The organism is Pseudomonas sp. SD17-1, from assembly GCF_029201585.1.
Classification (GTDB): domain Bacteria; phylum Pseudomonadota; class Gammaproteobacteria; order Pseudomonadales; family Pseudomonadaceae; genus Aquipseudomonas; species Aquipseudomonas palmensis.
Genome location: NZ_CP104044.1, coordinates 5133318 through 5151528, shown reverse-complemented (window position 1 = coordinate 5151528; position 18211 = coordinate 5133318). Strand labels below are relative to the sequence as shown.

Sequence of the window (18211 nt, the reverse complement as noted above, 5' to 3'; positions counted from 1 at the left end):
CAGTGCCACGTTCTCTGAAAAAAGGTCCTTTTATCGATCTTCACCTACTGAAGAAGATCGAAGTGGCGGCGGAAAAGAACGATCGCAAACCAGTTAAGACCTGGTCGCGCCGTTCGATGATCCTGCCACAAATGGTCGGTCTGACCATCGCGGTACACAACGGTCGCCAACACGTCCCAGTTCTCGTGAACGAAGACATGGTCGGCCATAAACTGGGCGAGTTCGCCGGTACCCGCACCTACCGCGGGCACGTGGCTGACAAGAAAGCCAAGCGTTAAGGGGTAAGGAAATGGAAGTAGCCGCTAAGTTGTCGGGCGCTCGCATCTCCGCCCAGAAAGCCCGCTTGGTCGCCGACCAGATCCGCGGGAAGAAGGTGGGCGAAGCGCTCAACCTGTTGGCCTTCAGCAGCAAAAAAGCCGCTGAAATCATGAAGAAAGTCCTCGAGTCGGCCGTAGCCAACGCCGAGCATAACGAAGGCGCAGACGTTGATGACCTGAAGGTCTCCACCGTTTTCGTCAACGAAGGGCGTTCGCTGAAGCGCATCATGCCGCGTGCCAAAGGCCGCGCTGATCGCATCGTCAAGCGGTCTTGCCATATCACTGTCAAGGTTGCGGACAAGTAACGGAGTCGATCAGATGGGTCAGAAAGTACATCCCACTGGCATTCGCCTGGGAATCGTCAAGGAGCACACCTCCGTCTGGTACGCAGACGGTCGGACTTATGCGGACTATTTGCTCGCAGATCTGAATGTGCGTGAGTACCTCCAAGACAAACTAAAAAGCGCGTCCGTTAGCCGTATCGATATCCATCGTCCGGCTCAAACTGCACGCATCACCATCCACACCGCTCGTCCAGGTATCGTTATCGGGAAGAAAGGTGAAGATGTTGAGAAACTGCGTCAGGACCTGACCAAGCAAATGGGTGTGCCTGTGCACATCAATATCGAAGAGATCCGCAAGCCGGAACTCGACGGTATGCTGGTAGCTCAGAGCGTAGCTCAGCAGCTGGAGCGTCGTGTGATGTTCCGTCGCGCCATGAAGCGCGCCGTACAGAACGCCATGCGTATTGGTGCCAAGGGCATCAAGATCCAGGTGAGCGGTCGTCTCGGCGGTGCTGAAATCGCACGTACTGAATGGTATCGCGAAGGTCGTGTGCCACTGCACACCCTGCGTGCCGACATCGACTATGCCACTTACGAAGCTCACACCACTTACGGTGTGATCGGTGTGAAGGTTTGGATTTTCAAAGGCGAAGTTATTGGTGGTCGCCAAGAAGAACTGAAACCACAAGCACCAGCGCCTCGTAAAAAAGCTGCTAAGTAAGGGGTACGCCAAATGTTGCAACCAAAGCGTACAAAATTCCGCAAGCAGATGACTGGCCACAACCGTGGTCTGGCACTGCGCGGTAGCAAAGTCAGCTTCGGCGAGTTTGCTCTGAAAGCTGTTGCTCGCGGTCGTCTCACCGCTCGCCAGATCGAATCGGCACGTCGTGCCCTGACCCGTCACGTAAAACGTGGCGGCAAGATCTGGATCCGTGTATTCCCGGACAAGCCGATCTCCAAGAAGCCTCTCGAAGTGCGGATGGGTAAAGGTAAGGGTTCCGTGGAGTACTGGGTTGCCCAGATCCAGCCAGGCAAGGTCCTGTACGAGATCGAGGGTGTTTCTGAAGAGCTGGCGCGTGAGGCATTCGCCTTGGCGGCTGCAAAGCTGCCTCTCGCCACCTCCTTTGTTAAGCGGACGGTGATGTGATGAAAGCGAATGAACTTCGTGAAAAATCAGCACAGCAGCTGAACGAGCAACTGCTCGGCTTGCTGCGCGACCAGTTCAATCTGCGTATGCAGAAGGCAACTGGCCAGTTGGGGCAGTCGCACCTGCTCTCGCAAGTTAAGCGTGACATCGCTCGCGTGAAAACTGTGCTCAACCAGCAGGCAGGTAAGTGATCATGGCTGAAGCTGAAAAAACCGTCCGTACGCTGACTGGCCGTGTCGTCAGCGACAAGATGGACAAAACCATCACCGTACTGATCGAGCGTCGCGTAAAGCACCCGATCTACGGTAAATACGTTAAGCGTTCGACTAAGCTGCACGCGCACGACGAAACCAACCAGTGCCACATCGGCGACAAGGTCTCCATCCGCGAGACTCGTCCGCTGGCCAAGACCAAGTCCTGGGCACTGGTTGAAGTTCTCGAACGCGCTGTTGAAGTCTAAGGGCTAGGGGTCGGAGAAATTTTATGATTCAGACTCAATCCATGCTCGATGTGGCCGATAACAGCGGCGCTCGTCGCGTCATGTGCATCAAGGTGCTCGGCGGTTCGCACCGTCGCTACGCCGGTATCGGTGACATCATCAAGGTAACCGTCAAGGAAGCAATTCCTCGCGGTAAAGTGAAGAAAGGCCAGGTGATGACTGCTGTTGTAGTCCGCACTCGCCACGGTGTCCGTCGTGCTGACGGCTCCATCATCCGCTTTGATGGCAATGCTGCTGTTCTGCTGAACAACAAGCAAGAGCCGATCGGCACCCGTATCTTTGGGCCAGTGACCCGTGAACTTCGTACTGAGAAGTTCATGAAGATCGTCTCGCTCGCCCCAGAAGTGCTGTAAGGAGATCCGACATGCAAAAGATTCGTCGTGACGACGAGATCATCGTGATCGCCGGCAAAGACAAAGGTAAGCGCGGTAAGGTGCTCAAGGTTCTCGCTGACGACCGTCTGGTCGTTGGTGGGATCAACCTGGTGAAGCGTCATACCAAGCCTAACCCTATGTCGGGCGTACAAGGCGGTATCGTCGAGAAAGAAGCGCCACTGCACGCTTCCAACGTCGCCATCTTCAACGGCGAAACCAACAAGGCTGACCGCGTTGGTTTCAAAGTAGAAGAAGGCAAAAAAATTCGTGTCTTCAAGTCGACCCAAAAAGCGGTTGATGCTTGAACACTGCTAGGTAGAAGACCATGGCACGACTGAAAGAGATTTACCGGAAGGAAATTGCTCCCAAGCTTAAGGAAGAACTTAAGCTGGCGAACGTGATGGAAGTTCCGCGCGTTACCAAGATCACCCTGAACATGGGTCTGGGCGAAGCTGTCGGCGACAAGAAAGTCATCGAGCACGCTGTAGCTGACCTCGAGAAGATCACCGGTCAAAAAGCCGTTGTGACTTTCGCTCGGAAATCCATCGCGGGCTTCAAAGTCCGTGAGGGCTGGCCGATCGGCGTCAAAGTCACTCTGCGCCGTGATCGTATGTACGAATTCCTGGACCGCCTGCTGGCGATCTCCCTGCCTCGGGTTCGCGACTTCCGCGGCCTGAATGCCAAGTCCTTCGACGGTCGTGGCAACTACAGCATGGGCGTGAAAGAGCAGATCATCTTCCCGGAAATCGACTACGACAAGATCGATGCTCTGCGCGGTCTGGACATTACCCTGACCACCACTGCTCGTACGGATGACGAAGGTCGCGCTCTGCTGCGCGCTTTCAAATTCCCGTTCCGCAACTGATTGGAGTAGGAAAATGGCCAAGAAGAGCATGAAAAACCGCGAGCTGAAGCGTCAGCTCACGGTTGCTAAATACGCCAAGAAGCGTGCTGAGCTCAAAGCTACCATCGTTAATCTGAATGCAACTCCAGAAGAACGTTGGGCAGCCTCGATCGCTCTGCAGAAGCAGCCACGTGACGCAAGCGCCTCGCGCATGCGTAACCGCTGCCGCATCACCGGTCGTCCACACGGCGTTTACCGCAAGTTCGGCCTCGGCCGTAACAAGCTGCGTGAAGCAGCAATGCGCGGTGACGTTCCAGGTCTGGTCAAAGCCAGCTGGTAAGACGTACCGGCAGGGCCCTGGCGGCGGGGGAGTGATCTTCCGACCGCCGGTGATCTTGCAACGAAACAAGCCCCTTATGGGGCTTGTTTCGTTTCTGGGATGTGTCTAGAATGACCGGCTCACCTGAGCCCGGGTTTTTTGCCCGTTGTGTTCAGGTGACTGTAGTAGCCGAAAGGCTAATTTTTCTTGTATCAGGAGCGTCTAGCCCATGAGTATGCAGGACCCGTTAGCGGACATGCTAACTCGAATCCGTAATGCCCAGATGGCTGAAAAGTCCGTCGTAAGCATGCCGTCCTCGACCCTGAAGGTGGCTGTAGCCAAAGTTCTGAAAGACGAAGGTTACATCGCGGGTTATCAGGTCAGCAGTGAAGTCAAACCTTCGCTGTCCATCGAGCTGAAATACTTCGAAGGCCGTCCGGTCATCGAGGAAGTCAAGCGCGTAAGTCGTCCAGGCCTGCGTCAGTACAAGTCCGTCGAAGAACTGCCGAAAGTACGTGGCGGTCTGGGCGTGTCTATCGTCTCCACCAACAAAGGTGTGATGACTGATCGTGCTGCGCGCGCTGCCGGTGTCGGCGGCGAAGTACTCTGCACAGTGTTCTAAGGGGGGATAAGCATGTCTCGCGTCGCTAAGAACCCCGTTAAGCTGCCAGCCGGTGTCGAAGTCAAATTCGTCGGCCAACAGCTTTCGGTGAAGGGTGCCAAGGGCACTCTCGAACTGAACGTTCACTCGTCCGTTGAAGTTGTTGAAGAAGCTGGTGAGCTGCGTTTCGCTGCTCGCAACGGCGACCAACAAACTCGCGCAATGGCCGGCACTACCCGTGCACTCGTGAACAACATGGTCCAGGGCGTAAGCCAAGGCTTCGAGCGCAAGCTCCAGCTGGTCGGTGTTGGTTACAAGGCGCAAGCCAAGGGCACCGTGCTGAACCTGGCGCTCGGCTTCTCGCACCCAGTGGATTATGAACTGCCTGAGGGCATCACCGCTGAGACCCCTAGCCAGACCGACATCCTGATCAAGGGTATCGACAAGCAGCTGGTAGGTCAGGTGGCCGCTGAAATCCGCGACTTCCGTCCACCAGAGCCGTACAAAGGCAAGGGTGTGCGTTACGCGGACGAAGTCGTCCGTCGTAAAGAAGCCAAGAAGAAGTAGGGCATAGCAAATGACCGACAAAAAAGTTACTCGACTGCGTCGCGCTCGCAAAGCACGCCTGAAAATGCACGAACTCGAAGTCGTGCGTCTCTGCGTGTTCCGCTCCTCGCAGCACATCTATGCCCAGGTCATTTCGGCCGACGGCAGCAAAGTCCTGGCCAGCGCCTCGACTTTGGACAAAGACCTGCGTGATGGCGCCACTGGCAACATCGACGCGGCCACTAAGGTTGGCAAGCTGGTAGCTGAGCGCGCGAAAGCCGCCGGTGTATCTCAAGTTGCCTTTGACCGTTCTGGCTTCAAGTACCACGGCCGCGTTAAAGCGCTGGCAGATGGTGCTCGTGAAGGCGGACTGGAGTTCTAAGTTATGTCAAATAACGATCAAAAGCGCGACGAAGGCTACATCGAGAAGCTGGTTCAAGTTAACCGCGTAGCCAAAACCGTAAAAGGCGGCCGTATCTTCACCTTCACCGCGTTGACCGTGGTAGGTGATGGCAAGGGTCGCGTTGGTTTCGGCCGTGGCAAATCGCGCGAAGTACCTGCTGCGATCCAGAAAGCCATGGAAGCTGCCCGTCGCAACATGATTCAGGTAGACCTGAACGGCACCACTCTGCAGTACGCCACCAAGTCCGCCCATGGCGCTTCGAAGGTGTACATGCAGCCTGCTTCCGACGGTACCGGTATCATCGCCGGTGGCGCGATGCGTGCTGTCCTGGAAGTTGCTGGCGTTCAGAACGTCCTGGCCAAGTGCTACGGCTCGACCAACCCAGTGAACGTGGTTCATGCCACTTTCAAGGGTCTGAAGGCTATGCAATCTCCTGAATCCATTGCTGCCAAGCGCGGCAAGAGCGTCGAGGAGATCCGCTGATCATGGCTACCGTCAAAGTAACGCTGATCAAAAGCACCGCCGGCCGTCTCCCTAACCACAAACTGTGTGTTAAGGGTCTGGGTCTGCGCCGCATCGGTCACACTGTAGAAGTCCTGGATACTCCCGAGAATCGCGGGATGATCAACAAGGCTTACTACATGCTGCGCGTCGAGGGTTAATCGATGAAACTCAATGATCTGAGTCCAGCGCCGGGTTCCCGTCGCGAGAAGCATCGTCCGGGTCGTGGTATCGGTAGTGGTTTGGGCAAGACCGGTGGCCGTGGCCACAAAGGTCAGACCTCCCGCTCCGGTGGCACCATCGCTCCAGGCTTTGAAGGCGGTCAACAGCCGCTGCACCGTCGTCTGCCGAAATTCGGCTTCGTTTCCCTGAAAGCCATGGACCGCGCAGAAGTGCGTCTGTCCGAGCTGGCCAAAGTGGAAGGCGACGTTGTCACCGTGCAATCCTTGAAGGATGCCAACGTGATTAACCAAAACGTACAGCGTGTGAAAATCATGCTGTCCGGCGAAGTTACTCGCGCGGTCACCATCAAGGGTATCGCAGCCACCAAAGGTGCGCGTGCGGCTATCGAAGCAGCTGGCGGCAAGTTCGAGGAATAAATGGCTAAGCAAGGTGCTCTCTCTTCGCTCGGTAAAGGCGGGATGTCTGAACTTTGGGCTCGTCTGCGTTTTCTGTTTCTGGCGATCATCGTCTATCGGATAGGCGCACACATCCCAGTTCCAGGCATCAACCCGGACCGGCTGGCGGAACTGTTTCGACAGAATGAGGGGACCATTCTTAGCTTGTTCAACATGTTTTCCGGCGGCGCGCTGGAACGGATGAGCATCTTTGCACTGGGGATCATGCCGTACATTTCGGCATCGATCATCATGCAGCTGATGACCGCCGTCAGCCCGCAGCTGGAGCAGTTGAAGAAGGAAGGTGAAGCTGGCCGTCGCAAGATCAGCCAGTACACCCGCTACGGCACCGTTATCCTGGCGCTGGTCCAGGCTGTTGGCATGTCCATCGGCCTGGCCGGTCAGGGTGTAGCGTTTTCTGCTGACTTTGGCTTCCATTTCGTCGCTGTCTCCACGTTTGTGGCGGGTGCGATGTTCATGATGTGGCTGGGTGAGCAAATCACGGAGCGCGGTGTAGGCAACGGTATCTCGATGTTGATTTTCGCAGGTATCGTCGCCGGTCTTCCGAGAGCAATCGGGCAGTCTTTCGAGTCTGCACGTACGGGCGATATCAACATTTTCGCTCTGGTCGCTATCGGTTTGCTGGCAGTAGCGATTATCGGTTTTGTGGTGTTCATTGAGCGTGGTCAGCGTCGAATCGCCGTTCACTACGCCAAGCGTCAGCAGGGCCGCAAGGTCTTCGCTGCGCAGACTAGCCACTTGCCGCTGAAGGTGAACATGGCCGGGGTCATCCCAGCCATTTTCGCAAGCAGCATTTTGCTGTTCCCGGCTTCGCTGGGTGCCTGGTTTGGTCAGTCTGAAGGTATGGGCTGGCTGCAGGACATCTCGCAGTCGATCGCTCCTGGTCAGCCGTTGAATATTCTGCTGTTTAGTGCAGGGATTATTTTCTTCTGCTTCTTCTATACGGCGTTGATGTTCAATCCGAAAGACGTAGCGGAAAACCTGAAGAAGTCCGGTGCCTTTATTCCGGGCATCCGTCCAGGCGAGCAGTCGGCGCGCTACATTGATGGCGTTCTGACCCGCTTGACCATGTTCGGTGCTCTTTATATGACGGCCGTGTGTCTGTTGCCCCAGTTCCTGGTGGTAGCGGCAAACGTTCCGTTCTACCTTGGCGGGACCTCGTTGCTGATTGTGGTAGTGGTTGTGATGGACTTCATGTCCCAAGTACAATCGCACCTCGTTTCGCACCAGTACGAATCCCTGATGAAGAAAGCCAACCTGAAAGGCTACGGTGGCAGCGGAATGCTGCGCTGAGAGACCCTTAAGGTTCGAGGAGTTGGTGATGAAAGTTCGTGCATCGGTGAAAAAGCTGTGCCGTAACTGCAAAATTATTCGCCGCGAAGGTGTTGTGCGAGTGATTTGCAGCGCGGAACCACGTCACAAGCAGCGCCAAGGCTGAGTGTGATCTGTGCTTCAAACCCAGCAGCTAGTGCGCTGCTGGGTTGATTATTTGTTTCTACAGCGATATTATCTCGCGCCCTATTTCTTGGCTTCCGGGGCGTAGGTAGCTGTCAATTGGAGTCCCACTGAATGGCCCGTATTGCAGGCGTTAACATTCCAGATAACAAGCACACTGTTATCTCGCTGACCTACATCTATGGTGTCGGTCGCACAACTGCACAGAAAATCTGTGCAGACACTGGGGTCAACCCAGCCGTGAAGATCAAAGATCTGAGCGACGAGCAGATTGAACAGCTGCGTAGCGAAGTTGCGAAGTTCACCACTGAAGGTGACCTGCGTCGCGACATCAACATGAAAATCAAGCGGTTGATGGACCTGGGTTGCTACCGCGGCCTGCGTCATCGTCGGGGTCTGCCAGTACGCGGTCAGCGTACCAAGACCAACGCGCGTACCCGTAAAGGTCCGCGTAAGCCGATCCGCAAGTAATCGCACCAGCGAATCGACAGGAATATAGACATGGCAAAACCTGCTGCTCGTCCTCGTAAAAAAGTTAAAAAGACAGTGGTTGATGGCATCGCCCACATCCATGCGTCCTTTAACAACACCATCGTGACCATTACCGATCGTCAAGGTAACGCCCTGTCCTGGGCTACCTCCGGCGGTTCGGGTTTCCGCGGTTCCCGCAAGTCCACCCCGTTCGCTGCTCAAGTAGCTGCTGAGCGTGCTGGTCAAGCTGCGCTGGAATATGGTCTGAAGAACCTCGACGTCAACGTCAAGGGTCCAGGTCCAGGTCGTGAGTCCGCTGTTCGTGCTCTGAACGGCTGTGGCTACAAGATCGCCAGCATCACCGACGTGACGCCAATCCCGCATAACGGGTGCCGTCCGCCGAAGAAGCGCCGCGTGTAATCAGGAGACAGATAAATGGCACGTTACATTGGTCCAAAATGCAAACTGTCTCGTCGTGAAGGCACCGATCTGTTCCTGAAGAGCGGCGTTCGCGCTCTGGAATCGAAGTGCAACATCGAAGCAGCCCCAGGTATTCACGGTCAGCGCCGCGGTCGTCAGTCCGACTACGGCACCCAGCTGCGTGAAAAGCAAAAAGTCCGTCGTATCTACGGCGTGCTCGAGCGTCAGTTCAGCGGTTACTACAAGCAAGCGGCCTCCTCGAAGGGCGCTACTGGTGAGAACCTGCTGCAACTGCTCGAATGCCGTCTGGATAACGTCGTTTATCGTATGGGCTTTGGCGCTACTCGTGCCGAATCCCGTCAGCTGGTTTCGCACAAAGCGATCAGCGTTAACGGCAAGACTGTAAACGTTCCGTCCTACCAAGTTCGTCCGGGTGACGTGGTCGCGGTTCGCGAGAAGTCGCTGAACCAGCTGCGCATTGTTCAAGCCCTTGAACTGTGCGCCCAGCGTGGCCGCGTTGAGTGGGTAGATGTAGACACCGCGAAGAAGTCGGGCGTTTTCAAGAACGTTCCTGCTCGCAGTGATCTGTCTGCCGACATCAACGAAAGCCTGATTGTCGAGCTCTACTCCAAGTAAGGGCTAGAAAATAGGTGCATCCATGCAGATTTCGGTAAATGAGTTCCTGACGCCCCGCCACATCGATGTGCAGGTCGTCAGTCCAACCCGCGCTAAAATCACTCTCGAGCCTCTCGAGCGTGGTTTTGGCCATACCCTGGGCAACGCGCTGCGCCGCATCCTGTTGTCCTCCATGCCTGGCTGTGCAGTAGTCGAGGCCGAGATCGACGGTGTACTCCACGAGTACTCCGCCATCGAAGGTGTTCAGGAAGACGTCATTGAAATCCTGTTGAACCTGAAAGGCCTGGCTATCAAACTGCACGGTCGTGACGAAGTTACGCTGACCTTGTCGAAGAAGGGTTCGGGGGTGGTTACCGCTGCCGATATTCAGCTGGATCATGATGTCGAGATCGTTAACCCCGATCACGTAATCGCTAACCTGGCGTCCAATGGCGCCTTGAACATGAAGCTCACCGTAGCTCGTGGTCGTGGTTATGAACCGGCCGATTCGCGTCAGAGCGATGAAGACGAAAGCCGCAGCATTGGTCGCTTGCAGCTCGACTCTTCGTTCAGCCCGGTTCGCCGTATCGCATACGTGGTGGAAAACGCCCGTGTCGAGCAGCGTACTAACCTGGACAAGCTGGTTATTGATCTGGAAACCAACGGTACTCTGGATCCTGAAGAGGCAATCCGTCGTGCTGCAACCATCCTGCAACAGCAGTTGGCTGCATTCGTCGACCTCAAGGGTGACAGCGAACCAGTGGTAGTCGAACAGGAAGACGAGATCGATCCGATCCTGCTTCGTCCGGTTGACGATCTGGAATTGACCGTGCGTTCGGCCAACTGCCTTAAGGCGGAGAACATTTACTACATCGGCGACCTGATTCAGCGTACCGAAGTAGAACTGTTGAAGACTCCGAACCTGGGCAAGAAATCCTTGACCGAAATCAAGGACGTTCTGGCCTCCCGTGGTCTGTCCCTCGGCATGCGCCTCGACAACTGGCCGCCTGCAAGTCTTAAGAAGGACGACAAGGCGACTGCCTGATCGTCGTAATCACCGAACGTAGTGTTTGGTAAGGAATGAACCCATGCGTCATCGTAAAAGTGGACGTCACCTGAGCCGTACCAGCTCTCACCGTAAGGCCATGTTCCAGAACATGGCGGTGTCGCTGTTCGAGCACGAGCTGATCAAAACTACTCTGCCAAAAGCCAAGGAACTGCGCCGCGTTGCCGAGCCGCTGATCACCCTGGCCAAGGAAGACAGCGTTGCTAACCGTCGTCTGGCTTTCGACCGTACCCGTTCGAAAGAAATCGTCGGTAAGCTGTTCAACGATCTGGGCAAGCGCTATGCCACCCGTCAGGGCGGCTACCTGCGTATCCTCAAGTGCGGTTTCCGCGCTGGCGATAACGCACCTATGGCGTACGTCGAGCTGGTTGATCGTCCTGTTGGTGGCTCGGTTGAAGCTGCTGAGTAAGGCGAACAGTCTGTAACAAGGAACCGGGCCCAGTGCCCGGTTTTTTGTTTCTGCGTGAATTGAAATAATCTATTGATCTCAGTCATGTAATGAATTTGATGGTGTCATGTTCCTGGTCGATACTTCTGCCTACGCCGATTAGCCGGCCGCAAAAGTCTGATTAAGGAGAGAGTGCATGAGCCAGAACAAAACGCTGACCACCGCCAGTGGCGCGCCGGTCGCCGACAACCAGAACTCGCGTTCGGCAGGCCCGCGGGGTCCGTTGTTGCTGGAAGACTTCCACCTGATTGAAAAGCTTGCGCACTTCAACCGCGAGAACATCCCTGAGCGCCGTGTACACGCCAAGGGGTCGGGTGCCTATGGCACGTTTACCGTCAGCCGCGATATCACCCAGTACACCTGCGCCAAGCTGTTCAGCAGCGTCGGCAAGCAGACCGAGACCTTCCTGCGTTTCTCCACCGTGGGTGGCGAGCGGGGTTCGGCCGATACCGAGCGTGACCCTCGGGGTTTTGCACTCAAGTTCTACACCGAGGAAGGCAACTGGGACATCGTGGGCAACAACACGCCGGTGTTCTTCATCCGTGATCCATTGAAGTTCCCGGACTTCATCCACACCCAGAAGCGCCTGCCTCAAAGCAACCTGAAAAGCCCGCAGATGATGTGGGACTTCTGGTCGCATTCGCCCGAATCGCTGCACCAGGTCACCATCCTGTTTTCCGACCGCGGCATCCCGGATGGTTACCGTCACATGCACGGTTTCGGCAGCCACACCTACAGCCTGATCAACGCACAGGGCCAGCGTACCTGGGTCAAGTGGCACTTCAAGACCAAGCAGGGCATCAAGAACCTGGCGCCTGCCGAGGCGGCCCGCCTGGCCGGTACCGACCCGGATTACGCCCAGCGCGACCTGTTCGAAGCGATCGAGCGCGGTGACTTCCCGAAATGGAGCGTGTGCATCCAGGTAATGAGCGAAGCCGAGGCCGCCAGCCGTGCCGAGAACCCGTTCGACGTGACCAAGACCTGGTCGCAGAAGGACTATCCGCTGATCGAGGTGGGCGAACTGGAGCTCAACCGCAACCCGCTCAACTACTTTGCCGAAGTCGAGCAGGCCGCGTTCGGCCCCAGCAACATGATCCCGGGTGTGGGGCTGTCGCCAGACCGCATGCTGCAGGGCCGCGTATTCGCCTACGCAGACGCTCACCGTTACCGTGTGGGTACCAACCACCAGCAACTGCCGGTAAACGCCCCACGCAGCCCGGTGAACAGCTACCAGCGCGATGGTTCGATGGCCTTTGGCAGCAACGGCGGCGCGGCGCCCAACTACGAGCCCAACAGCTACGCCGACGCACCCAAGCAGGCCCCGCAGTACGCTGAGCCTGCACTGGCCCTCGGTGGTGCAGCAGACCGTTACGATCATCGTGAAGACACCGACTACTACAGCCATGCCGGTGCGCTGTTCCGCCTGATGAACGATGAGCAGAAGGCCCTGCTGATCGCCAACATCGCCGGCACCATGGCCAGCGTCTCGCGCGATGTCGTGGATCGTCAGCTGCAGCACTTCTTCAAGGCCGATCCGGCCTACGGAGGGGGAATCGCAAAGGCATTGGGTCTCAATCTGGCCTAAGTCGAAGTGATAAGAAGAACCGCCCTCATCTGGGCGGTTTTTCAATGCAATTGACTACTGTTTACCCACTTTTTTAGCGGTTTTAGCGCAATTTGCAGTGACCTTACAGTCATCCTGGTTCAAACTATGGCTTTCACACAGGGAGAGTCAGGGCAATGCAAGGTCACCCGGACGTAATCGATTATCTCAACACGTTGCTGACGGGCGAACTGGCGGCACGTGACCAATACTTCATCCACTCGCGCATGTACGAAGACTGGGGCTTCAGCAAGCTCTACGAGCGAATCAACCACGAGATGGAAGAAGAGGCACAACACGCCGACGCCCTGATGCGCCGCATTCTCATGCTCGAAGGCACCCCGCGCATGCGCCCGGACGACCTGGACATCGGCACCACCGTGCCCGAGATGATCGCCGCCGACCTGCGCCTTGAGTACAAGGTGCGCGCTGCGCTGTGCAAAGGCATCGAGCTGTGCGAGCTGCACAAGGACTACGTCAGCCGTGACATCCTGCGCGTGCAGTTGGCCGACACCGAAGAAGATCACACCTACTGGCTGGAGAAGCAGCAGGGTCTGATCAAGTCGCTGGGCCTGGAGAACTACCTGCAATCGCAGATGTAATCCGCCGCGCAACGAAAAAGGCCATCGGGGCGTACCCGATGGCCTTTTTTTGTGCCCGCATGCCGCTGTGCAGGAGCCGGCAAGGCCGGCTCCTGCAGTTCAGGCCCGGTCGCGCGCCAGCAGCGGCTTGAGGTAATACCCCGTGTGCGACTGCTTCATCTCGGCCAGCTCCTCCGGCGTGCCGCAGGCGATGATCTGTCCGCCCTTGGAGCCGCCTTCCGGCCCAAGGTCCACCAGCCAGTCGGCGGTCTTGATCACGTCCAGGTTGTGCTCGATCACCACCACGGTGTTGCCGTGGTCACGCAGGCGATGCAGCACGTCCAGCAGTTGCTGGATATCGGCAAAGTGCAGGCCAGTGGTCGGCTCATCGAGGATGTACAGCGTCTTGCCGGTATCGCGCTTGGACAGCTCGCGTGACAGCTTGACCCGCTGCGCCTCACCACCGGACAGCGTGGTCGCCGACTGGCCCAGCTTGATGTACGACAGGCCCACGTCCATCAGCGTCTGCAGTTTGCGCGCCAGTGCCGGCACCGCATCGAAGAACTCGCGGGCTTCCTCGATGGTCATTTCCAGCACCTCGTGGATGTTCTTGCCCTTGTACTTGATCTCCAGCGTTTCGCGGTTGTAGCGCTTGCTCTTGCACACGTCGCACGGCACGTAGATGTCGGGCAGGAAGTGCATCTCGACCTTGATCAGGCCATCGCCCTGGCACGCCTCGCAGCGCCCGCCCTTGACGTTGAACGAGAAACGCCCCGGCCCGTAGCCGCGCGAGCGCGACTCCGGCACGCCGCTGAACAGCTCGCGGATCGGCGTGAACAGCCCGGTGTAGGTCGCCGGGTTGGAGCGCGGTGTACGCCCGATCGGGCTCTGGTCGATGTCCACCACCTTGTCCAGGTGCTGCAGGCCATCGCAGCTGTCGTGGGCCGCAGCTTCCAGCGTGCTGGCACCGTTGAGCGCGGTTGCCGCCAGCGGGAACAGGGTGTTGTTGATCAGCGTCGACTTGCCCGAACCGGACACGCCGGTCACGCAGGTCAGCAGGCCGATCGGGATCTCCAGGTCGACGTTCTGCAGGTTGTTGCCGCGTGCGCCCTTGAGCTTGAGCGACAGCTTCTTGTTGCGCGGGGTGCGCTTGGCCGGCACGGCGATCTTCACGCGGCCCGACAGGTACTTGCCGGTCAGCGAGTCCGGGTGCGCCATCACCTCGGCCGGGGTGCCCTCGGCCACGATCTGGCCGCCATGCACGCCCGCGCCCGGGCCGATATCCACCACGTAGTCGGCCATGCGGATGGCGTCCTCGTCGTGCTCCACCACTATCACCGTGTTGCCGATGTCGCGCAGGTGGTTGAGGGTGCCCAGCAGGCGATCGTTGTCGCGCTGGTGCAGGCCGATGGATGGCTCGTCGAGAATGTACATCACCCCCACCAGGCCGGCGCCGATCTGGCTGGCCAGGCGGATACGCTGGGCCTCGCCGCCCGACAGGGTATCGGCGCTGCGATCCAGCGTCAGGTAGTCCAGGCCCACGTTCACCAGAAACTGCAGGCGTTCGCAGATTTCCTTGAGGATCTTGTCGGCGATCTCGCCACGGCGCCCGGTCAGCTTGAGGCCGCCGAAGTAGTCGCTGGCATCGCCGATCGGCAGGTTGGTAACCGCCGGCAGGGTCTTCTCGCCCACCCACACATGGCGCGCCTCGCGGCGCAGGCGGGTGCCGCGGCAGTCGGGGCAGGGCTGGGTACTGAGGAACTTGGCCAGCTCTTCACGCACGGTGGCCGATTCGGTCTCGCGGTAGCGCCGCTCCAGGTTCGGCACGATGCCCTCGAAGGGGTGCGAACGCTTGACGATATCGCCCCGGTCGTTGAGGTACTTGAAGTCGACGTTGTGCTTGCCACTGCCGTTCAGGATCACCTTCTGCTGGTCGGCCGGCAGCTCGTTGAACGGCACCTCCAGGCTGAACCCGTAATGCGCGGCCAGCGAGCCGAGCATCTGGAAGTAATACACATTGCGCCGGTCCCAGCCGCGAATCGCGCCCTCGGCCAGGGTCAGCTCGCCGTTGACCAGGCGCTTGATGTCGAAGAACTGCTTCACGCCCAGGCCGTCGCAGGTCGGGCAGGCGCCGGCCGGGTTGTTGAAGGAGAACAGCTTGGGCTCCAGCTCGCTGATCGCGTGGCCGCAGATCGGGCAGGCGAAGCGCGCCGAGAAGATCATCTCTTCACCCGGCTCGTCGTCCATCGGCGCCACCAGGGCGATGCCATCGGCCAGCTTGAGGGCCGTCTCGAACGATTCGGCCAGGCGCTGCTGCAGGTCGTCGCGCACCTTGAAGCGGTCGACCACCACATCGATGCTGTGCTTCTTCTGCTTGTCGAGCTTGGGCAACTCGTCCAGCTCGTACAGCTTGCCGTTGACCCGTGCGCGCACGAAGCCCTGGGCACGCAGCTCTTCGAACACCGCCAGGTGCTCGCCCTTGCGCTCGCGAATCACCGGAGCCAGCAGCATCAGCTTGCTGCCCTCGGGCTGGGCCAGCACCAGGTCGACCATCTGGCTGACAGTCTGGGCTTCGAGCGGGATGTCGTGGTCGGGGCAGCGTGGGGTGCCCACACGGGCATACAGCAGGCGCAGGTAATCGTAGATCTCGGTGATGGTACCCACGGTCGAGCGCGGGTTGTGCGAGGTCGACTTCTGCTCGATCGAGATGGCCGGCGACAGCCCCTCGATGGTGTCGACGTCTGGCTTTTCCATCATCGACAGGAACTGGCGGGCATACGCCGACAGCGATTCCACGTAGCGACGCTGGCCTTCGGCGTACAGGGTGTCGAACGCCAGCGATGACTTGCCGGACCCGGACAGACCGGTGATGACGATCAGTTTGTCCCGGGGCAGGGTCAGGTCGATGTTCTTAAGGTTGTGGGTACGTGCCCCACGTATCAGGATCTTGTCCACTGCGGCCTCGCTTGGCGGGCATAAACGGAGGAGTATACGGCGCGCTGCCACCACGCGGCAAAGCGTCGCGTATATGCCGTTAACCGATCCGACTGGTAGAATCGCCGCCGGTTCACACGAGGTTTATCCATGCACGATCCCCACAGCGAACGCATGAGCGGCAGCGAGACCCGCGCCGCAGGCGGCCTGGCCCTGGTGTTCGCCTTCCGTATGCTGGGCATGTTCATGGTGCTGCCGGTACTGGCCACCTATGGCATGGACCTGGCGGGCGCCACGCCGGCGCTCATCGGCCTGGCCATCGGTGCCTATGGCCTGACCCAGGCCGTATTGCAGATTCCGTTCGGGGTCATTTCCGACCGCATCGGCCGTCGGCCGGTGATCTACCTGGGGCTGGTGATCTTTGCCCTGGGCAGTGTGCTGGCAGCGCAGGCCGACTCGATCTGGGGCGTGATCGCCGGGCGCATCCTGCAGGGTGCGGGCGCCATCTCCGCGGCAGTCATGGCGTTGCTCTCGGACCTCACCCGCGAACAGCACCGCACCAAGGCCATGGCCATGATCGGCATGAGCATCGGCCTGTCGTTCGCCGTGGCGATGGTCGTGGGGCCACTGGTAACGCGGGCCTTCGGCCTGTCGGGGTTGTTCCTGGCCACCGCGGCGATGGCGGTGGTGGGCATCGGCCTGATCGCCTTCGTGGTGCCGGCCTCCAACGGCCCGCTGGCGCACCGCGAGTCGGGCGTGGCCAAGCAGGCCCTGGGGCCGACCCTGCGTCACCCCGACCTGCTGCGCCTGGACGTCGGCATCTTCGTGCTGCACGCCATCCTCATGGCCAGCTTCGTCGCCTTGCCGCTGGCGTTCGTGGAGCGTGGCGGGTTGCCGAAAGAGGAGCACTGGTGGGTCTACCTCACCGCCTTGCTGGTTTCATTCTTCGCAATGATTCCGTTCATCATCTACGGTGAAAAAAAGCGCAAGATGAAACGTGTCCTGCTGGGCGCGGTCAGTGTGCTCATGCTCACAGAGCTGTTTTTCTGGGAGCTGGGCAACAGCCTGCAGTCACTGGTGATCGGCACGGTGATCTTCTTCACCGCCTTCAACCTGCTCGAAGCCTCGTTGCCTTCGCTGATCAGCAAGGTGTCGCCGGCCGGTGGCAAGGGCACGGCGATGGGGGTGTACTCCACCAGCCAGTTCCTGGGGGCGGCGCTGGGCGGGATCATGGGTGGCTGGTTGTTCCAGCATGGCGGCTTGAGCGTGGTTTTCCTGGGGTGCGCAGGCCTCTGTGCCCTTTGGTTGGCCATAGCTGTTACTATGCGCGAACCACCTTACGTGACGAGCCTGCGCTTGCCGTTGTCGCCAGAAGCGATGCGCGAAGCGGGCTTGACCGAGCGCCTCAAGGCCGTGCCGGGTGTGACCGACGCAGTGGTGGTGGCAGAGGAAGCCGCCATCTATATCAAACTGGATACACAAATTTTGGATCGTACGGCCCTGGAGCTGCTGGTAAACCCGGCGCCCGCGGCGTGCCAAGCCTAGGAGAACGTTATGGCCCGTGGGGTTAACAAAGTCATTTTGGTCGGCACTTGCGGCCAGGACCCTGAAGTTCGCCACCTGCCCAACGGCAACGCGGTGACCAACCTCAGCCTGGCCACCAGCGAGCAGTGGACCGACAAGCAGACCGGCCAGAAGGTCGAGCGTACCGAGTGGCACCGTGTGTCGATGTTCGGCAAGGTTGCCGAGATTGCCGGCGAGTACCTGCGCAAGGGTTCGCAGGTGTACATCGAGGGCAAGCTGCAGACCCGCGAGTGGGAAAAGGACGGCATCAAGCGTTACACCACCGAGATCATCGTCGACATGCAGGGCACCATGCAGCTGCTGGGTGGTCGTCCGCAGAACCAGGACGGTTCGCAGCAGGGTGGCAACAACTACAACCAGGCCCCACGTCAGCAGGCGCCTCAGCAGCGTCCGCAGCAGGCCCCTCAGCAGCGCCCTGCGCCGCAACAGCCTGCGCCGCAGCCGGCTGCCGACTTCGACAGCTTCGATGACGACATCCCGTTCTGAGCCCTGGCCAACGCCGCGCTTCAAGACAAACGCCCGATGCGCTGCATCGGGCGTTTTGCGTTCTGGGGAAACCTC

The 18211-nt window shown here is 58.8% G+C and carries 28 protein-coding genes; 27 read left to right on the top strand and 1 reads right to left on the bottom strand.

Annotation, left to right across the window (positions count from 1 at the left end):
* The first annotated feature begins 2 nt into the window (after nt 1-2).
* The 25 genes from rpsS to bfr all read left to right on the top strand — a co-directional run bounded on the left by rpsS (nt 3) and on the right by bfr (nt 13153).
* Nucleotides 3-278, top strand: a complete 276-nt coding sequence (gene rpsS / locus N0B28_RS23590; RefSeq protein ID WP_002555486.1) for a 30S ribosomal protein S19 — start codon at nt 3-5, stop codon at nt 276-278.
* Between the two features lie 11 nt (nt 279-289).
* Nucleotides 290-622 (top strand): 50S ribosomal protein L22, encoded by a 333-nt coding sequence (gene rplV / locus N0B28_RS23585; RefSeq protein WP_003103908.1) that lies wholly within the window; start codon nt 290-292, stop codon nt 620-622.
* A gap of 13 nt (nt 623-635) precedes the next feature.
* Nucleotides 636-1322, top strand: a complete 687-nt coding sequence (gene rpsC, locus N0B28_RS23580) for a 30S ribosomal protein S3 (RefSeq protein ID WP_010220308.1) — start codon at nt 636-638, stop codon at nt 1320-1322.
* A 12-nt stretch (nt 1323-1334) separates the two neighbouring features.
* A complete protein-coding gene (gene rplP / locus N0B28_RS23575) occupies nt 1335-1748 on the top strand; it encodes a 50S ribosomal protein L16 (protein ID WP_003255479.1) in 414 nt (137 codons plus the stop codon).
* Nucleotides 1748-1939, top strand: a complete 192-nt coding sequence (gene rpmC, locus N0B28_RS23570) for a 50S ribosomal protein L29 (protein ID WP_002555481.1) — start codon at nt 1748-1750, stop codon at nt 1937-1939. Before rplP ends, rpmC begins: the two co-directional genes overlap by 1 nt.
* 2 nt (nt 1940-1941) lie before the next feature.
* Nucleotides 1942-2208 carry a 30S ribosomal protein S17 gene (gene rpsQ, locus N0B28_RS23565; RefSeq protein ID WP_008374160.1) on the top strand — a complete coding sequence of 89 codons (267 nt, stop codon included), beginning with the start codon at nt 1942-1944 and terminating at the stop codon, nt 2206-2208.
* Nucleotides 2209-2231: 23 nt separating this feature from the next.
* Nucleotides 2232-2600: a 50S ribosomal protein L14 gene (rplN, locus tag N0B28_RS23560; RefSeq protein ID WP_002555479.1), complete on the top strand. Its 369-nt coding sequence runs from the start codon at nt 2232-2234 to the stop codon at nt 2598-2600.
* Between the two features lie 11 nt (nt 2601-2611).
* The gene (gene rplX / locus N0B28_RS23555; protein ID WP_008374158.1) at nt 2612-2926 is read left to right on the top strand and encodes a 50S ribosomal protein L24; all 315 of its coding nucleotides are present in this window, start codon (nt 2612-2614) and stop codon (nt 2924-2926) included.
* Nucleotides 2927-2946: 20 nt separating this feature from the next.
* Nucleotides 2947-3486 (top strand): 50S ribosomal protein L5, encoded by a 540-nt coding sequence (gene rplE / locus N0B28_RS23550; protein ID WP_043861930.1) that lies wholly within the window; start codon nt 2947-2949, stop codon nt 3484-3486.
* Nucleotides 3487-3499: 13 nt separating this feature from the next.
* Nucleotides 3500-3805 (top strand): 30S ribosomal protein S14, encoded by a 306-nt coding sequence (gene rpsN / locus N0B28_RS23545; RefSeq protein ID WP_043861929.1) that lies wholly within the window; start codon nt 3500-3502, stop codon nt 3803-3805.
* A gap of 208 nt (nt 3806-4013) precedes the next feature.
* Nucleotides 4014-4406: a 30S ribosomal protein S8 gene (gene rpsH / locus N0B28_RS23540; protein WP_010220313.1), complete on the top strand. Its 393-nt coding sequence runs from the start codon at nt 4014-4016 to the stop codon at nt 4404-4406.
* Between the two features lie 12 nt (nt 4407-4418).
* Nucleotides 4419-4952 (top strand): 50S ribosomal protein L6, encoded by a 534-nt coding sequence (gene rplF / locus N0B28_RS23535; protein WP_043861928.1) that lies wholly within the window; start codon nt 4419-4421, stop codon nt 4950-4952.
* Nucleotides 4953-4962: 10 nt separating this feature from the next.
* Nucleotides 4963-5313, top strand: a complete 351-nt coding sequence (gene rplR / locus N0B28_RS23530) for a 50S ribosomal protein L18 (protein ID WP_043861927.1) — start codon at nt 4963-4965, stop codon at nt 5311-5313.
* A 3-nt stretch (nt 5314-5316) separates the two neighbouring features.
* Nucleotides 5317-5817: a 30S ribosomal protein S5 gene (rpsE, locus tag N0B28_RS23525; protein ID WP_043861926.1), complete on the top strand. Its 501-nt coding sequence runs from the start codon at nt 5317-5319 to the stop codon at nt 5815-5817.
* 2 nt (nt 5818-5819) lie between these two features.
* Entirely contained in the window at nt 5820-5996 is a 177-nt protein-coding gene (gene rpmD, locus N0B28_RS23520; protein ID WP_010220317.1) for a 50S ribosomal protein L30, read from the top strand.
* A gap of 3 nt (nt 5997-5999) precedes the next feature.
* A complete protein-coding gene (gene rplO / locus N0B28_RS23515) occupies nt 6000-6434 on the top strand; it encodes a 50S ribosomal protein L15 (protein ID WP_010220318.1) in 435 nt (144 codons plus the stop codon).
* On the top strand, nt 6435-7766 hold the full coding sequence (gene secY / locus N0B28_RS23510; protein WP_043861925.1) for a preprotein translocase subunit SecY: 1332 nt from the start codon (nt 6435-6437) through the stop codon (nt 7764-7766).
* 28 nt (nt 7767-7794) lie between these two features.
* Entirely contained in the window at nt 7795-7911 is a 117-nt protein-coding gene (gene rpmJ / locus N0B28_RS23505) for a 50S ribosomal protein L36 (RefSeq protein WP_002555468.1), read from the top strand.
* Between the two features lie 131 nt (nt 7912-8042).
* Entirely contained in the window at nt 8043-8399 is a 357-nt protein-coding gene (gene rpsM / locus N0B28_RS23500) for a 30S ribosomal protein S13 (RefSeq protein ID WP_043861924.1), read from the top strand.
* A 30-nt stretch (nt 8400-8429) separates the two neighbouring features.
* Complete coding sequence (gene rpsK / locus N0B28_RS23495) at nt 8430-8819, top strand: 30S ribosomal protein S11 (protein WP_002555466.1); 390 nt, start codon at nt 8430-8432, stop codon at nt 8817-8819.
* Between the two features lie 15 nt (nt 8820-8834).
* The gene (gene rpsD / locus N0B28_RS23490; RefSeq protein WP_043861923.1) at nt 8835-9455 is read left to right on the top strand and encodes a 30S ribosomal protein S4; all 621 of its coding nucleotides are present in this window, start codon (nt 8835-8837) and stop codon (nt 9453-9455) included.
* 22 nt (nt 9456-9477) lie between these two features.
* The gene (gene rpoA / locus N0B28_RS23485) at nt 9478-10479 is read left to right on the top strand and encodes a DNA-directed RNA polymerase subunit alpha (protein WP_003186012.1); all 1002 of its coding nucleotides are present in this window, start codon (nt 9478-9480) and stop codon (nt 10477-10479) included.
* A gap of 43 nt (nt 10480-10522) precedes the next feature.
* Complete coding sequence (rplQ, locus tag N0B28_RS23480) at nt 10523-10909, top strand: 50S ribosomal protein L17 (protein WP_002555463.1); 387 nt, start codon at nt 10523-10525, stop codon at nt 10907-10909.
* A 175-nt stretch (nt 10910-11084) separates the two neighbouring features.
* Nucleotides 11085-12533 carry a catalase gene (locus N0B28_RS23475; protein WP_078481647.1) on the top strand — a complete coding sequence of 483 codons (1449 nt, stop codon included), beginning with the start codon at nt 11085-11087 and terminating at the stop codon, nt 12531-12533.
* A gap of 155 nt (nt 12534-12688) precedes the next feature.
* Complete coding sequence (gene bfr, locus N0B28_RS23470; RefSeq protein ID WP_043861921.1) at nt 12689-13153, top strand: bacterioferritin; 465 nt, start codon at nt 12689-12691, stop codon at nt 13151-13153.
* Nucleotides 13154-13252: 99 nt separating this feature from the next.
* Here the strand turns inward: bfr and uvrA are convergent, their stop codons facing one another.
* The gene (gene uvrA, locus N0B28_RS23465) at nt 13253-16087 is read right to left on the bottom strand and encodes an excinuclease ABC subunit UvrA (RefSeq protein WP_043861920.1); all 2835 of its coding nucleotides are present in this window, start codon (nt 16085-16087) and stop codon (nt 13253-13255) included.
* A gap of 129 nt (nt 16088-16216) precedes the next feature.
* Between uvrA and N0B28_RS23460 the strand changes: the two genes are divergently transcribed.
* Nucleotides 16217-17611: an MFS transporter gene (locus N0B28_RS23460; RefSeq protein ID WP_054916437.1), complete on the top strand. Its 1395-nt coding sequence runs from the start codon at nt 16217-16219 to the stop codon at nt 17609-17611.
* Between the two features lie 9 nt (nt 17612-17620).
* Entirely contained in the window at nt 17621-18136 is a 516-nt protein-coding gene (locus N0B28_RS23455; protein WP_043861918.1) for a single-stranded DNA-binding protein, read from the top strand.
* Nucleotides 18137-18211: the final 75 nt, after the last annotated feature.

What these genes read in the sequence shown, in the direction of transcription:
- rplV (WP_003103908.1), top strand. Translation starts at nt 290, where the DNA reads ATGGAAGTAGCCGCTAAGTTGTCGGGCGCTCGCATCTCCGCCCAGAAA.
- rpsC (WP_010220308.1), top strand. Translation starts at nt 636, where the DNA reads ATGGGTCAGAAAGTACATCCCACTGGCATTCGCCTGGGAATCGTCAAG.
- rplP (WP_003255479.1), top strand. Translation starts at nt 1,335, where the DNA reads ATGTTGCAACCAAAGCGTACAAAATTCCGCAAGCAGATGACTGGCCAC.
- rpmC (WP_002555481.1), top strand. Translation starts at nt 1,748, where the DNA reads ATGAAAGCGAATGAACTTCGTGAAAAATCAGCACAGCAGCTGAACGAG.
- rpsQ (WP_008374160.1), top strand. Translation starts at nt 1,942, where the DNA reads ATGGCTGAAGCTGAAAAAACCGTCCGTACGCTGACTGGCCGTGTCGTC.
- rplN (WP_002555479.1), top strand. Translation starts at nt 2,232, where the DNA reads ATGATTCAGACTCAATCCATGCTCGATGTGGCCGATAACAGCGGCGCT.
- rplX (WP_008374158.1), top strand. Translation starts at nt 2,612, where the DNA reads ATGCAAAAGATTCGTCGTGACGACGAGATCATCGTGATCGCCGGCAAA.
- rplE (WP_043861930.1), top strand. Translation starts at nt 2,947, where the DNA reads ATGGCACGACTGAAAGAGATTTACCGGAAGGAAATTGCTCCCAAGCTT.
- rpsN (WP_043861929.1), top strand. Translation starts at nt 3,500, where the DNA reads ATGGCCAAGAAGAGCATGAAAAACCGCGAGCTGAAGCGTCAGCTCACG.
- rpsH (WP_010220313.1), top strand. Translation starts at nt 4,014, where the DNA reads ATGAGTATGCAGGACCCGTTAGCGGACATGCTAACTCGAATCCGTAAT.
- rplF (WP_043861928.1), top strand. Translation starts at nt 4,419, where the DNA reads ATGTCTCGCGTCGCTAAGAACCCCGTTAAGCTGCCAGCCGGTGTCGAA.
- rplR (WP_043861927.1), top strand. Translation starts at nt 4,963, where the DNA reads ATGACCGACAAAAAAGTTACTCGACTGCGTCGCGCTCGCAAAGCACGC.
- rpsE (WP_043861926.1), top strand. Translation starts at nt 5,317, where the DNA reads ATGTCAAATAACGATCAAAAGCGCGACGAAGGCTACATCGAGAAGCTG.
- rpmD (WP_010220317.1), top strand. Translation starts at nt 5,820, where the DNA reads ATGGCTACCGTCAAAGTAACGCTGATCAAAAGCACCGCCGGCCGTCTC.
- rplO (WP_010220318.1), top strand. Translation starts at nt 6,000, where the DNA reads ATGAAACTCAATGATCTGAGTCCAGCGCCGGGTTCCCGTCGCGAGAAG.
- secY (WP_043861925.1), top strand. Translation starts at nt 6,435, where the DNA reads ATGGCTAAGCAAGGTGCTCTCTCTTCGCTCGGTAAAGGCGGGATGTCT.
- rpmJ (WP_002555468.1), top strand. Translation starts at nt 7,795, where the DNA reads ATGAAAGTTCGTGCATCGGTGAAAAAGCTGTGCCGTAACTGCAAAATT.
- rpsM (WP_043861924.1), top strand. Translation starts at nt 8,043, where the DNA reads ATGGCCCGTATTGCAGGCGTTAACATTCCAGATAACAAGCACACTGTT.
- rpsK (WP_002555466.1), top strand. Translation starts at nt 8,430, where the DNA reads ATGGCAAAACCTGCTGCTCGTCCTCGTAAAAAAGTTAAAAAGACAGTG.
- rpsD (WP_043861923.1), top strand. Translation starts at nt 8,835, where the DNA reads ATGGCACGTTACATTGGTCCAAAATGCAAACTGTCTCGTCGTGAAGGC.
- rpoA (WP_003186012.1), top strand. Translation starts at nt 9,478, where the DNA reads ATGCAGATTTCGGTAAATGAGTTCCTGACGCCCCGCCACATCGATGTG.
- rplQ (WP_002555463.1), top strand. Translation starts at nt 10,523, where the DNA reads ATGCGTCATCGTAAAAGTGGACGTCACCTGAGCCGTACCAGCTCTCAC.
- N0B28_RS23475 (WP_078481647.1), top strand. Translation starts at nt 11,085, where the DNA reads ATGAGCCAGAACAAAACGCTGACCACCGCCAGTGGCGCGCCGGTCGCC.
- bfr (WP_043861921.1), top strand. Translation starts at nt 12,689, where the DNA reads ATGCAAGGTCACCCGGACGTAATCGATTATCTCAACACGTTGCTGACG.
- N0B28_RS23460 (WP_054916437.1), top strand. Translation starts at nt 16,217, where the DNA reads ATGCACGATCCCCACAGCGAACGCATGAGCGGCAGCGAGACCCGCGCC.
- N0B28_RS23455 (WP_043861918.1), top strand. Translation starts at nt 17,621, where the DNA reads ATGGCCCGTGGGGTTAACAAAGTCATTTTGGTCGGCACTTGCGGCCAG.